We start from the raw sequence: 13606 nt of genomic DNA, 5'->3' as shown, positions 1-13606 counted from the left end.
ACCGGGCGGGCATTACCCCCTGCGAGAAATGGCATGCTAAACAACCTACTCAACCACACGACACTTCCAGTGCTCGAACAAGTGGTGAACTTCGCCCAGGCGCGGCACGGGGTGTTGGCAGGCAACATTGCCAATATCGACACTCCTGGCTACAAGACACGTGACCTATCACCAGAGTTGTTCCAAGAGAGCTTGAAAGAGGCTCTCGTGAAACGCGAACAGGCACCCAACAGCAACCAGATATCGCACGGCGTACTGAGCAACCGCGAACGCACTCGCGAATACAACGCCTTTGAAGGAGTCGCCGAGTCAACCAAACACATCCTGTACCACGACGGCAGCGACGTCAGTCTCGAATCGCAAGTCACCGAACTGGCAAAGAACCAAAACATGCACAACATGGCGATCAGTTTGATGACTCAACAAATACGTTTAATGGAAACTGCAATATCCGAACGCGTGGTGTAACAGTTTCACTAATCGTCAAAGTCTAACGAGAACGTTAATCATGTTTAGCAGTTTTGATATAAGCACGAGCGGATTGGTCGCCCAGCGCATGCGACTCAATGCCATCTCGTCGAACTTGGCCAACATGTCGACTACACGCAACGAACTGGGACAACCCGAAGCGTATCGTCCGCGATACGTCACGTTTCAAACAGATACCAAGATTCACAGTCCCGGCGGGGGAGCAGGCGTGCGGATTGGTAGCGTCGAAACGTCGAACAAACCACCTTTAATGAAATACCAACCTGGCCATCCCGATGCCGACGCGCAGGGGTACGTGCAGTATCCGAACGTCGACATGACCACCGAGATGGTCGATGCGATGCAAGCCACGCGAGCCTACGAGGCCAACATTGGTGTAATAGAGATTACCAAAGACATGAGCGAGCAATCGCTCCGCATCATAGCTTAAGCTCTCACACTCCCCCCTCCCCTCCCTAAAACAGTCCCATGAACAGCATCACCTCCACCCAGTCGACTACTTCGATGTCGATGCCCATGTCGCTCACGAAGAGCGTTGGGCAATCGAACGATAGTAGCTTCAAGGACATGCTCGTCGATTCCATCAAGGAAGTGAACAGCATGCAGCAAGAGGCCGACCAGGCCGTGGAAGCCCTGTTCACCGGACAAGACATCAACCCCGCCGAGGTACTGTCCGCAGTGCAGAAAGCGGATATGGCCTTTCGGCTAACCATGCAGATGCGAAACAAGGCGATGGATGTGTATCGTGAGATCCGCGAGATTCAGATCTAAACCCATTACCACATGGATGTGGTAGCGAATCCCACGAATTGATACCCCGACACGACGGACGGAACCGCTGTGAATCAACTGATTGCCCAACTGCGCGACTTATTCGAGTCGATGACTCCCGGTGCCCGGATCACCTCGGGCCTATTGCTATTGGTTGCTGTGGTAAGTCTTGCCTTCTTGTTCAAGACTACTGCATCGGGTCCTGACGCATTCCTGTTCGGCGGCGAACGCTTCAGCCAGGCCGAACTCAACAAGATGATGGGGGCCTTGTCGTCAGCCAACGTGAGTGGGTGGGAGATCGACTCCGACCGCATCAGCGTTCCATTGTCGAAGCAGCAGGATGCCATCGCCGCGATTGCAAACGCTGGAGCACTGCCCGCCAATTTCTCGAGTTACATGGACAATGCTATCGACAAGGCGAGTCCCATGGAAAGCCGTCGGCAATTTGAATTGCGGACCAAAACCGCCCGCGAGAATCAACTGTCGCTCATCATCACCCACATGCCATGGGTGGAGAGCGCCAATGTCATGCTGGATATCGCCGAACGTCATGGACTCAATCGCACAAGTAATTCTACCGCTAGCGTGGTCGTCACTCCCAAGCAGGGAGAAGTCATGGACCAGTACCGCGCCCGCAATGTCAAGAAACTGGTAGCAGGCTCCCTCAGCTCACTGACAACCGACAACGTGCAGTTTATCAACGGTGGCGACGACTCCTTCAACGGCAACGAGCCTTGGTTCGACGACCCCTACTTGCGTGAACGCGAAGAACTGCAGAAGAGTTACAAGAGCCGCATCATCACAGGGCTGAGCTACATCCCCGGCGTGCGAGTGGAAGTGAGTGCAGATCTCAACAACAAGTCTTCGCAACGCAAGATCGAAACGACTCCCAACGAATCGAAGGCCATTCGCTCGGTCACCGAATCGGAGTCGGAGAACTCTCGCGTGAACGATCTGGGTGGTCGTCCTGGCCTGGTGCCAAATGGCCCGGGTCGCAATGGTTTAGACGAAGGCCTGAATCGCGAAAACACCACACAAATTGCCCGCGATAACACGAACGAAGAGTTCAAAGTCGGCGAAACCACCATCGAAGAAATATCCGAAGGCTTCAAACCCGACGAACTCTACGCTTCGATTGCGATTCCTCGCGACTACGTGGTCGATATCTGGCAGCAGAACAATCCCGACGGTGATCCCACCGAGATTACCGACACCGAAATGCGCACCTTGGAAACCAACACCAAGATCGACGTCGAACGGTTCGTACAGAATATTCTGCCACGACTGTCGCTCGGTGAAGACGAATACCGTCAAGTGGAAGTCATCTTCTACGATGCCGTGAAGCGGAAGGCTCCTCCGGGACCGACCATGGCCGAGAGTGCGATGGCCTGGGCGGGGCGGTATTGGGGTAGTGTGTCGATGTTGGGGCTGGCTGCGGTTAGCTTGCTGATGCTCCGTTCGGCACTCAAACCGGCGAAAGACGCCGACCCGACAGGCTCGCTCGAAATCGACTTCGGCGCTCCGCAGTACGCGGAGGGAACCGCTCGCGAATCGGAAGAAAACGAACGCCCAAAACTGAAGATTAAGAAAACCGACTCGCTAAAAGAAGACCTGAGCGACATGGTTCGTGAAGACCCCGATGCTGCGGCCAATATTCTGCGAGCATGGATTAACAACGCTAGCTAACACCGATTCCTAATTGTCTCCCGCAATCTCCCACATGCAAACTCAACTCACCCCAATGCTTCGAAAAGCCGCCATCCTGATGCGTAGCCTCGATGCCGAGTCGGCCGCCGTACTGCTTGCGCAGTTGTCGACCGAGGAAGCCCGCACGCTACGTCAGGCAATGAGAGAATTGCAGGAGTTCGATACCGACGAACAAGAAGAACTCCGCAGCGTATTGCGTCCCTCGCACGCAGTAGCATCCGCTCCGCAGGACACCGGGGTGGAACTCTCACTGACGAGTTCCAATGCGACTACTTACGAGTCACAGTACGAGCCCCACTACGAGTCGGCACCAATGCCGATGCAACCTGCGACCGAAGAGTGGGCGGTGGATACCAATCAACCCTTTGGATGGCTCGAGCGGGGGGATTTACCTTCGCTTGCTTCGATGCTCGAGCGCGAACACTTGTCGACCGTTGCGGTAGTGCTGTCGCACCTGTCGCCGGACTGCGCCAGCCTGGTACTGGCGGCCCTACCCCCTTCGCGACGTTCGGCGGCACTGGAGCGGCTTGCTGATCTAGGCGAATCGGACCGCGAGAGCCTTGAAGTCATCGAGCGTGAACTTGCGGAATGGATCTCGGTGCAAAAAGCCGAACGCCGACGACGCGCCGACCGCATGCGTTCGATACAGGCCATCCTGCAACACTCAAGTCGCCACACAAGCCGGTCGGTGATGGCCGACATTGCCCGTCACAACGAAGCCCTGGCCGCCGAGATTGGTCCGATTACCAGCGAGAAACGCGAACAGTCCACCGCACCAAAACCGGTGAACCGGGTCGCCGCCCAATTGGCTGCCTTGGGCCGGGCGAAACAACCGGAGTTCGCATCGCCGCGGGCCTCTGAACCTCGCCCAGTTGCTCCACCAGTCCCTCAACCGGCTCCCGAACCAGTCGCCGCGCCGGTGGCCGTGAAACCTCCGCAACCGCAATACAACTTCAACCGCATCGTCGAACTGAACTGCGATCAACTGGCCGACCTGTTCCGCCGGTGCCCCAGCGAAAGAGTCGTGATGGCCCTGGCTGGAGCGACCGAGCAGGTCTGCGATCACGTGATCAAACAGCTTCCGAAAAGCATAGGCAAAGAGCTTCGCCGGCGGATGCACACGTTGTCGGCGGTTCGCCTGAGCGATTTCGCCGACGCCCAGCAGGAAGTCGCCACCGTTGCAAGCAAACTGTTTGTCGAACGAGTCACGACCTCCGCCTAACGAGCCTTCCCGAACACACTATAGTCCCACACCCCGAGTCCTAACACGTGGCAACCATCATAAAACGCGGCAGCGAGCAGGAGTACTTCAGCGGCCAGGAAGTGCGCCCGGTGGCCTTTAGCTTTGAGGAGATGGCTGGGCGGGCGGAAGAGTATCTGGAGAGCGTGCGTCGCGAAGCGGTAAAAATCATTCAGCAGGCTCACACCGATGCCGAGGAAGTGCTCCGCAAGGCCGAGGCTGCAGGTCGCGTAGCCGCTCAGGCTGCGATCGAAGAGATGTTGGAAGAGAAAATCAACAAGCAAATGAAAACGCTTCGCCCTGCCCTGATGAGCGTTGCCCATCAATTGGCCGATGCACGTGGAAAGTGGCTTAGCGAATGGGAAGGTTCGGCAGTGCACCTGGCAGCCCGCATGGCTGAACGCATCATCCGTCACGAACTCGGCAAAGAGCCCAAGGCTCCGCTGAAACTGATTCGCGAGTCGCTGGAACTCGCTTCGAGTTCGGCCAGCATCACCATTCACCTGAGTCCTCAAGACTGTAAGCACCTCGGAGCGGCAGCGGCCGACATCATCGACAGCCTCAAACAACTCGCCCCGGCGAAGATCATGGCCGACGCTTCCGTCTCGCCCGGCGGTTGTGTGGTGCGCACCGAGTTCGGCGAGATCGACCAACGCATTGAGTCGCAACTGGAACGCTTGGAACAGGAACTAACGAACTAACATGCTGTTTTACCTCGAAACCCTCGACCGCGCGTTCCCCACTCGATTGGTGGGTAGCGTCCTCGAAACCACCGGCGGCACCGCCTCGGTGGCCGACTTCCCTGCGCCGGTCGGCGCGGTGGTACACATCGAGCGCAGCTCGGGCGGCCATGTGCCTGCCGAAGTGATCGGCTTCCGAAATAATCGCACACTCGTGTTCCCATTCGAAAGCCTAGCCGGAGTCCGCCGCGGGGCTCAGGTTCAGCTGGTCAGCACGATGCGGCAGATACGCATCGGCGATGAACTGCTCGGTCGCGTGATCAACGCCCACGGCACCTGCGTCGATGGTCGCCCGCAGCCGATGTTGTTCAATCGCACGCTGGTCGATCGCGATCCACCGATGCCAAGCCAACGCCCGCGAATCGATCAACCGTTGTCGACCGGCATTCGTTCGGTTGATAGCATGCTGACTTGCGGACAAGGACAGCGACTCGGCATCTTTGCCGGCCCGGGCGTGGGCAAGAGTGTGCTGCTGGGCATGATCAGCAAGTTCTCGTCGGCCGACGTCAATGTGATCGCCCTGGTCGGCGAGCGTGGCCGCGAACTCAACGACTTCATCCAACGCGACCTCGGTCCCGAGGGACTGAAGCGGAGCATCATCGTCTGCGCGACCAGCAATGAACCCGCGGTGTCGCGTGTGCAGGCTGCACTCACGGCAACTGCGATTGCCGAGCACTATCGCGATCGCGGCAAGAACGTGCTGCTGCTGGTCGACTCCGTCACTCGGTTTGCGACCGCACTCCGCGAAATCGGCCTCGCCAGCGGCGAGCCTCCTGCGACCCGTGGTTTCCCTCCCTCGGTGTTTGCGACGTTGCCTAAGCTCGTGGAGCGTGCCGGCCGTAACCAGCATGGCAGTATCACCGCTTTCTATTCGGTGCTCGTCGAAGGCGACGATCCCTCGGATCCGGTTGCCGACACGATGCAAGGTTTGCTCGATGGTCATCTGTGGCTGTCGCGCGATCTCGCTTCGAGCGGGCACTACCCGGCCATCGACATCCTGAAGAGCATCAGTCGGTTGATGCCGGATATTGTGCCGGCCAACTCGCTAGCGGCGGCCCGCAACATCCGCAAACTCATGGCCGTGTATCACGAAAACGAAGACCTAATCAGCGTGGGAGCCTACCGGCGGGGGTCGAACAAACTGATCGATGCAGCGATCGACATGCGGGAAGCGATTGCCCACATGCTACAGCAACAGCCGACCGAACACTGCTCGATGGAAAACTCCACCCAGCAACTACTTGAACTCGGAGCCCGCTGTGGAGGCATCACAGTGCCGCCGGCCGAAGCAGCGGCCGAGAAACAATTGGCAGCCGCGACGTAGCGAATTTGAAACAAGGAGCTTTTCGAACTAGGTTTTTATGTCCACTTATCGCTCGGAATTCGAAGCACTACACAAACTGCGCACCCGCGCTCGCGACGCTCACCTTGCGAGAGTGGCCGATGCGTTGCGTGCCGACACGGCGCTCAGCGAGCAACTTACCGCGCTCGATGTGCAGGCTCAGGAGAGCCGCCAAATGCAACTACGCGCACGCGGTAAAACGATCGATCCGCGAATCATCATGGATCTCGAGCGATACGAGTTAGTCCTTAAAACCCAAGCTGCCAGCATCCACCAACAGCAACAAGCGGTGCGTGAAGAGTTGCAGAAACGCCGTCAGCAGTTGGCCGAGGCCGAGCAGCAAGTTCGCGTGATTGAAAAACTGGACGATCGAAGACGAGAAAGATTCGAGCAGGAGCAAGCCAGAATCGAACAACGAACCATGGACGAAATCGCCACGCAACAGTTCCTTCGCCGCCAAAGCGAAGACACTCGAGCAGCACACTCCTAATCCACTGAATATTCCATGCGAGCATTATTCACACTGATTGGTTACGTCTCTACCGCAACGCTCATTGCGATTGCTGTGGGGCTCGCGTACTTGTGGCAGACCAATCTGCTGACCAATCAAAAGATGTTCCGCATAGTTGCCCTGGTTCACGACATTGACCTCGACAAAATAGCCGAAGAAGAAAACCTAGGCGAACAGGTTGCACCACCTGAAGAAGTGTCGATGGAAGACGTGGAGCTGTTCCGCGAAGTGAAACTCCGCGACTACGAAGTAAAGATCAACGCACTCACGGTCGGCAAGCAAGAGTTTGAACGCACGTTTCGCGACCTAAACGAGGGACGCAAACGATTTGATCAGATAGCCAGTGAGCTGAAAGACCGTCTCGAGCAACAGAAAGAACTTGCTTCCGAAGAGAATCTGGCCGCGGTGGTCAATGGTCTTGAGATGATGCGACCCGCGGAAGCCAAGGAACTACTGTTGCGTTTTATGGACGAACCCGATGGCAAGCGGGACGCCATTATCCTGATGAAAGAAATGCAACAAAGCAAATTGGCGAAGATTCTATTGCAGTTCAAGCTAGAAGGCGAACTCGACCAATACCACGAAATACAACAACTCATGCTCGATGGGTTCCCGGAAGGTCCCGAGATCGAGAACATGCTCGAGCAAATCCAACGAACCGACGCGGGACCTTAGCCACCAGTTTTGACGTTTCCCCTTATATCCAATACCGATTGCCCCTTAGCTAGCCATGTCGACCTCTGCTATCAACAAGCTGCTGATCACCCCACCCGCTACCAGCGGTAAGGCTGCCAGTGCCGACTTGCAATCAGCTACTGGGTTTGCCAAGACACTCGACAAAGCACTGAACACGGCTGGTGATGCTCGCAAAGCCGAAGCCCCCGAACGTCCGCAAGTGGACGATGAAGAACCGGTGGAGAAGGACTCTGCTGCGGTAGAGACCGAAACCGACACGCCCGAGGATCAAACCACCCCTGCCAGCGAAGACGAAAGCACTCCGGTCGCCGAATCGACCGATAAGGAAGACACCGAAACCACTACAGAAGAGGATGATGCGTCCGACGACGTACTGGTGGTCTCTGCCGAAGCGTCGCAGCAACTGGTTCAAGAAGAGATCGTCGATACGGGTGCTGATGAGCAACAGATTGTCGTCACCGACACGCAAGACGATTCAGGCACCGGCGATAGTTCGACCGAAGACTCCGCGGCGACCACCGAGAGTTTTAGCACCGATCTACTGCCTGAAGAAGCCGGCGACGCGTTGCCGCAGGAAGGTGCGGTAACCAGCGAAACCACCGGCGAATCGGAATCGACAGAAGACGCGGCCGACCCACTACTTACCGACGTGATCGATGACAGCCAATCGGCCACCGCTACCAGCGAAGAGTCAGCCACTACCGTGGTTGCCGCAGCCGAAGTGGAAGAGGATGTCGAAGCGACCGATACCAACGACACGCCGACCAACAAAGTTGATGAGCAAACGCCTGCCAAGACTCCGGAAACTACCCCGGTTGTCGGCGAAGTGACCGCTCCGGCTGAAACCAGCGACACGCAATCGTCGAACGAAACAACCGCTGCCCCAACAACCAATGTGGAAGCAACCACCACGACGCTCGACACCTCAACGACCGAAGAGTCGACGTCCGAGACGCAGGAAACCGAAGCGGCCGATGCCAAGGCTGCCGAACCCCGTGAAAAACCAGCGCCGCCGAGCACCAGCTTTCAGTCGTTCCTGCAACGGTCCACCGGTGCAGCCCGACAAGGTGGCGAAGCACAAACTCAAGGCGTCGATCACACACAGGTCGATCCAACTCGGTTCGTTAATCGGGTATCGAAGGCCTTTCAAGCGGCGGAGTCCCGCGGCGGCACCATTCAGCTTCGTTTGAGCCCACCTGAACTCGGTGCCATGCGGATCGAACTCGATCTGCAGCAAGGGGTGATGACCGCCAAGCTGGAGACCGAGACCGCAGCGGCTAAGAACGTGCTGCTCGACAATTTGCCGGCGCTTCGCGAACGATTAGCTGCACAAGAAATACGTATCGATAAATTTGAGGTCAACGTCCAGCAACAAAGCCAGCAAGGAAATCCCGACTGGCAAGCTGGGCAAGAGAGTAACGATCGCAACCAACAAGCCCGCGCCTTGCGCGGCGTTCAATCGCCGCTACGAGAGGGTGCCGGTGATACCGCCGGAGCGACGGACTCGCTCCGCCAGTCGTATACCAATCACAACGGTGAGTTCAACGCGGTCGCCTAATTGTCGACCGCCCAATAACCGTCCCTGTCAAGGATGACACGATGAGCCAGGTTTCTTCTACCAGCAGTTCTACGAGCGGCGCAAGTTCGTCGAGCGCAACGAGCGCGATTAGCCAGTTGGATATCGACTCGTTTCTCGATCTGATGATTGCGGAGCTGCAGAATCAGGATCCGTTGAATCCGCTCGAGAACGACCAACTCTTGGCTCAGATCAGTCAGATTCGCGAGGTCGGTGCAACTGACAAGCTGACCGAAACACTCGAATCCGTATTGCTAGGACAGAATATCAGCAGTGCCACCAACTTGATTGGAGCTGACGTGCTCGCCATGACCGATGACGGAGAGCGGGTGACTGGCAACGTACAAGCCGTGACCATCGATGGCGGTGAAGCCCAACTCGAATTGGCCGTTGCCCCCACAGGTACCGCTAGCTCCACCGAAGGCAAAGTGGAGGAAGGCGATTACGTCTACGAAGTGGTTTGGGAAGGCTCCGATGGAAACGAGTACAGTTTCCAGGTCGGGGTTTCCACAGCTTCGCTGGAAGATTTCGAAGGATCCATTCAAGTGAACAATCTGCCGGAAACCAAGGGCGTCAAGCGAATCTATCGTACCGACAGCTCCGGCTCTGGCGACAAGAAATTGATTGGTACCACTGCTAGCGGAACGACTTCGACTTTTACCGACACTACCAGCTCCAGTGCCCGTGGCAAAACGCTCGACACTACCCCACAAAAGCTCACCCTTGCGAGCAAGGTGACGGTCTCGCTCAAGAACGTGGCCGAAATCACCCCTCCCTCTTCTTAAGAATCGATCGGTCAAACTCCGAGTTTTCCTTCGCGAACTTGGCGACCAACCTGAAACACCTACCCCCCGCAGCGAACGCTACCTTACCTTAAGCTACTAGGACATAAACATGGGTCTACAATCCGCACTCACCACCGCGCTAACCGGTCTGCAGGCTGCCGAAACTACGATCGACGTGGTGGGCAATAATGTAGCGAATAGTAGCACGGTTGGTTTTAAAGAGTCCGAGGCGGTGTTTGCCACGCAGTTCCTGCAGACCATCAGCATCGGTGGTGCTCCGACGGCTGGCTCTGGCGGTACCAACCCTCGCCAGATTGGCCTGGGTGTAAAGGTAGCTGCCGTGACGCCCGACTTTTCGCAAGGCACGATCGAAATCAGTTCGAACCCGCTCGACATCGCGATCCAAGGCGACGGGTTCCTGATGGTACAAAGCTCCAACGGCGTGCTTTACACCCGCAACGGCCAGTTGCAACTGAACGCCAATAACGAGATTGTGACCACCACCGGCCAACGGGTGCTCGGGTACTCGGTGGACGACAACTACAACCTGATCGAATCGACCCCTCAGCCGCTTACCATCCCCCTAGGCCAAGAGCGTGTCGCCCAGGCGACCGAAAACGCCTACATGACAGGTGTGCTCAACCCAGCAGTCGAGGTGGCCACCCAACCGGAGATCATCCAGTCGCTCGTACTCGGCGATGGTGCCATTGAGCAACCCGACGCCTCGGGCATGGTAACGACCGACTTCAGCGAAACCGATGCTCCCAACACCGGTTCGGCGAGCACCGGAGGAGCGGTGGGTGGGCCTAACGCAGGTACAGTGCAGTACCGCATGGTATATCTCGACGCGAATGGCAATGAAAGTTCCGTTGGGAGCACGATTACCTTATCGGGACACACCGGCGGAAGCGTCGATCTATCGAGTCTGCCGACAGTACCGAACGGCATATGGCAGGATCTGGCCATCTATCGTACCGAAGCGGATGGCTCGACCTTCTACGCTCTCGACATGTCAGGTTACACCGCTGGCGACGCCACATTTACCGACACGCAAAACGACGCGGCAATTGTAGCCAATCCGGAGCTCAACAATTCTTCGTTGGAACCGGATACATATACTTACTACGTTACCTACTACGACTCGACTCCCGGCCAGGAGCTTGAATCAACTCCCAGTGTAAAACTCGGCCCCGTTTCGGTGACCGATGCTACCGGAGGTCGCTTGCATATCGACCTGAGCGGCTTGGATGCTCCCACTGATAGTCGTTTCGATACGCTTCGCATCTATCGATCGGACGACACCGGATCGACTTACAAGCGAGTGGGCGAGGTTGCCGCACCGACTACTGCGGTGCATACGACTACGTTCGTCGATTCGATGAGCAATGCCGATTGGACAACCAGCACCGACGAACTTGACCTGACTGGCCCTACTGTCGATGGGGCGACCTTGCTGACCGACGTGATTACACGATCGGGCGACGTGGTTTCCAACCCATTCCAGATTGGTACGCTTTCGTTCGCTCCGGAAAAAGATGGGGTGACCATCTCCAGCAAGAGCATGGAGATTACCGCGACTTCGACGGTAAGCGACTTGATGTCGTTCATGTCCGACACGATGGGTCTCGCTAGCACATCGAGCGACAACACGACGCCGTTCGACAACCCTCAAGCTGGCGTGACCTTGGAGAATGGTCGGCTCACGGTCACTAGTAACTATGGTGAAGAAAACGCAGTAAGTGTTCCACTTACCGCGTTTAAGGTGGTTCCCACGGGTTCCAACACCAGCGAGTCGGTCACGTTGAACTTTGGCACCACGCAGGTGGCGGATGGCCCGGGTACCTCGACCGAATTCGTGGTATACGACAGCTTAGGCTTGCCGCTGAACGTACGTGTTACCACGGTGCTAGAAGACAAGGCTGGTAACTCGACCACCTATCGATGGTACGCAACCAGCTCGAGCAACGAACCAACCAATGGCCAATCGACCGTCATCGGCGACGGGCTGCTGGTATTCGACTCCAAAGGTGATCTCGATGAGAACACCGACGCACGCATCAGCATCTTCCGAACCGATACCGCGTCGGAATCTCCATTGGAAATTGCACTCGACTTCTCTTCGGTAAAATCACTCGGCGAAGTCGATGCGTTAGGCGAGAACATTAGCACGCTCAACGTTTCGAGCCAGGATGGTTTCCCACCAGGCGTGTTGACCGACTTCGTGATTTCGGAAGACGGATTGATTCAGGGGCAGTTCTCCAATGGTACCCAGCGTACCATTGGCCAGTTGCTGATGGCCCGGTTTACGAATAACGCAGGTCTACAACAAGTCGGCGATAGCCTCTTCCAGATCGGCGTGAACTCCGGCGAGCCGGTGGTCGGTCGACCGGGCGAGGATGGTATTGGCACCCTGACCGCGGGTGCGGTGGAGCTTTCGAACACCGATATCGGGCAGAACCTGATCGAACTGATTCTGGCGTCTACCCAGTACCGTGGCGGCGCCCGCGTAATTAGTGCCTCGCAGGAACTGCTCGACGAATTGCTAGCCCTTCGTAGGTAACTAAGCCAACGCACAACGCTGGCCTCTAGCTTGAGAGAAATCTCGGGCTAGAGCATCCCCACTGAACACCAACCACCAAACTGTAAGCTACGGTAGACGATAATCAGTAATCCCCCGTGGTTCTGATTACGACGAATGCAAGGAAACGGCGAGAAATAACGATGATTCTGCTCACCAAACTCAGCGGCGACACCTTCGTGCTGAATGCAGAGCTCATCAAATACGTGGAAGCCCTACCCGACACGTTCGTGACGCTCACCACTGGCGATCGGGTTGTGGTGACCGAACCGCCCGAGGAGGTGGTCCGCCGCACGATTGAGTACCACCAACACAAACAGCTCATGCCTTCGGCGACTCCCCTGCGGGAGTCGTCCGGAGCCGCTTGGACTACGTAGTCGACTGAAATCATGGATATAGCCTCCGTAGTAGGAACCATCGTTGCCTTTGCATTGATCGGCGGGTCGATCATCATCGGTGGCGGTACGTTTATGGCTTTCTGGGATGCTCCCAGCGTGATGGTCGTGTTCGGCGGAGCCATCGCAGCCGCGCTCATCTGCTTTCCGCTGCCTAATTTTCTCGGCGTGTTCTCGGTGAGCATGAAAGTGTTCTTCTGGAAAGTGGAACCTATCAAAGACGTCATCACCCAAATCGTCAGCCTGGCCGAAGTCGCTCGCCGCGATGGGCTGCTGGCCTTGGAAAGCAAAGTGGCCGAAGTCGAGAATCCCTTTATCGTCCTTGGCGTGCAAATGGCCGTCGATGGCACACGCCCCGAGGTGATGGAAGACATCCTACGCACCGAACTCGATGCAGTTGCCACGCGCCATCGCGACGGCAAAGCGGTGTTCGACTGCATGGGACGCTTCGCCCCCGCGTTTGGCATGATCGGCACCCTGATGGGCCTGGTGATCATGCTGGGCGACATGAGCGACCCCTCCAAGATTGGTGCCGGCATGGCCGTGGCCTTGCTTACGACCATGTACGGAGCGATTGCCTCGAACGTCGTATTCCTGCCTTTTGCTGAGAAACTCGGTTTCACGAACCGCCAGGAACTGCTGATGATGGAAATCGTGATCCGCGGCATCATGGCCATCCAGTCGGGCGAAAACCCTCGTATTATCGAGCAAAAACTCAATACATTTATCCCTCCGAAACAACGTGCTTCGGAGGAAGCGGCCTAAATTCATTCCTG

The 13606-nt window shown here is 56.8% G+C and carries 14 protein-coding genes; all 14 read left to right on the top strand.

Translation table 11 applies throughout. The annotated features are described in order from the left end of the window. Window positions 1-33: 33 nt before the first annotated feature. Entirely contained in the window at window positions 34-468 is a 435-nt protein-coding gene (gene flgB / locus Pan181_RS07260; RefSeq protein WP_145246194.1) for a flagellar basal body rod protein FlgB, read from the top strand. Between the two features lie 40 nt (window positions 469-508). After that, window positions 509-919 carry a flagellar basal body rod protein FlgC gene (gene flgC, locus Pan181_RS07255; protein WP_145246193.1) on the top strand — a complete coding sequence of 137 codons (411 nt, stop codon included), beginning with the start codon at window positions 509-511 and terminating at the stop codon, window positions 917-919. Window positions 920-1005: 86 nt separating this feature from the next. Beyond that, window positions 1006-1260, top strand: coding sequence for a flagellar hook-basal body complex protein FliE (gene fliE, locus Pan181_RS07250; protein WP_231943849.1), 255 nt, complete (start codon window positions 1006-1008; stop codon window positions 1258-1260). 69 nt (window positions 1261-1329) lie between these two features. After that, a complete protein-coding gene (locus Pan181_RS07245; RefSeq protein WP_145246191.1) occupies window positions 1330-2946 on the top strand; it encodes a flagellar M-ring protein FliF C-terminal domain-containing protein in 1617 nt (538 codons plus the stop codon). 55 nt (window positions 2947-3001) lie between these two features. Further along, complete coding sequence (locus tag Pan181_RS07240) at window positions 3002-4189, top strand: FliG C-terminal domain-containing protein (RefSeq protein WP_197529005.1); 1188 nt, start codon at window positions 3002-3004, stop codon at window positions 4187-4189. Between the two features lie 47 nt (window positions 4190-4236). Further along, window positions 4237-4908, top strand: coding sequence for a FliH/SctL family protein (locus Pan181_RS07235; protein WP_145246189.1), 672 nt, complete (start codon window positions 4237-4239; stop codon window positions 4906-4908). A gap of 1 nt (window position 4909) precedes the next feature. After that, window positions 4910-6271, top strand: a complete 1362-nt coding sequence (locus Pan181_RS07230; RefSeq protein WP_145246188.1) for a FliI/YscN family ATPase — start codon at window positions 4910-4912, stop codon at window positions 6269-6271. Between the two features lie 37 nt (window positions 6272-6308). Then, complete coding sequence (locus Pan181_RS07225; protein ID WP_145246187.1) at window positions 6309-6779, top strand: flagellar export protein FliJ; 471 nt, start codon at window positions 6309-6311, stop codon at window positions 6777-6779. Between the two features lie 15 nt (window positions 6780-6794). Further along, entirely contained in the window at window positions 6795-7475 is a 681-nt protein-coding gene (locus tag Pan181_RS07220; protein WP_145246186.1) for a hypothetical protein, read from the top strand. 55 nt (window positions 7476-7530) lie between these two features. Next, complete coding sequence (locus Pan181_RS07215) at window positions 7531-9054, top strand: flagellar hook-length control protein FliK (protein ID WP_145246185.1); 1524 nt, start codon at window positions 7531-7533, stop codon at window positions 9052-9054. A 41-nt stretch (window positions 9055-9095) separates the two neighbouring features. Next, complete coding sequence (locus tag Pan181_RS07210) at window positions 9096-9857, top strand: flagellar hook assembly protein FlgD (RefSeq protein WP_145246184.1); 762 nt, start codon at window positions 9096-9098, stop codon at window positions 9855-9857. Between the two features lie 109 nt (window positions 9858-9966). Then, entirely contained in the window at window positions 9967-12417 is a 2451-nt protein-coding gene (locus Pan181_RS07205; protein WP_145246183.1) for a flagellar hook-basal body complex protein, read from the top strand. A gap of 161 nt (window positions 12418-12578) precedes the next feature. Beyond that, window positions 12579-12812, top strand: a complete 234-nt coding sequence (locus Pan181_RS07200) for a flagellar FlbD family protein (protein WP_145246182.1) — start codon at window positions 12579-12581, stop codon at window positions 12810-12812. Between the two features lie 12 nt (window positions 12813-12824). Then, complete coding sequence (locus Pan181_RS07195; protein ID WP_145246181.1) at window positions 12825-13595, top strand: motility protein A; 771 nt, start codon at window positions 12825-12827, stop codon at window positions 13593-13595. Window positions 13596-13606: the final 11 nt, after the last annotated feature.

The organism is Aeoliella mucimassa (assembly GCF_007748035.1).
Classification (GTDB): Bacteria; Planctomycetota; Planctomycetia; order Pirellulales; family Lacipirellulaceae; genus Aeoliella; species Aeoliella mucimassa.
Note: the sequence above shows the minus strand (reverse complement) of the source record. Positions and strands in the feature narration are given on the sequence as shown.

What these genes read in the sequence shown, in the direction of transcription:
- Pan181_RS07210 (WP_145246184.1), top strand. Translation starts at nt 9,096, where the DNA reads ATGAGCCAGGTTTCTTCTACCAGCAGTTCTACGAGCGGCGCAAGTTCG.
- flgC (WP_145246193.1), top strand. Translation starts at nt 509, where the DNA reads ATGTTTAGCAGTTTTGATATAAGCACGAGCGGATTGGTCGCCCAGCGC.
- Pan181_RS07205 (WP_145246183.1), top strand. Translation starts at nt 9,967, where the DNA reads ATGGGTCTACAATCCGCACTCACCACCGCGCTAACCGGTCTGCAGGCT.
- Pan181_RS07215 (WP_145246185.1), top strand. Translation starts at nt 7,531, where the DNA reads ATGTCGACCTCTGCTATCAACAAGCTGCTGATCACCCCACCCGCTACC.
- Pan181_RS07225 (WP_145246187.1), top strand. Translation starts at nt 6,309, where the DNA reads ATGTCCACTTATCGCTCGGAATTCGAAGCACTACACAAACTGCGCACC.
- flgB (WP_145246194.1), top strand. Translation starts at nt 34, where the DNA reads ATGCTAAACAACCTACTCAACCACACGACACTTCCAGTGCTCGAACAA.
- Pan181_RS07195 (WP_145246181.1), top strand. Translation starts at nt 12,825, where the DNA reads ATGGATATAGCCTCCGTAGTAGGAACCATCGTTGCCTTTGCATTGATC.
- Pan181_RS07220 (WP_145246186.1), top strand. Translation starts at nt 6,795, where the DNA reads ATGCGAGCATTATTCACACTGATTGGTTACGTCTCTACCGCAACGCTC.
- Pan181_RS07200 (WP_145246182.1), top strand. Translation starts at nt 12,579, where the DNA reads ATGATTCTGCTCACCAAACTCAGCGGCGACACCTTCGTGCTGAATGCA.
- Pan181_RS07230 (WP_145246188.1), top strand. Translation starts at nt 4,910, where the DNA reads ATGCTGTTTTACCTCGAAACCCTCGACCGCGCGTTCCCCACTCGATTG.
- fliE (WP_231943849.1), top strand. Translation starts at nt 1,006, where the DNA reads ATGTCGCTCACGAAGAGCGTTGGGCAATCGAACGATAGTAGCTTCAAG.
- Pan181_RS07240 (WP_197529005.1), top strand. Translation starts at nt 3,002, where the DNA reads ATGCTTCGAAAAGCCGCCATCCTGATGCGTAGCCTCGATGCCGAGTCG.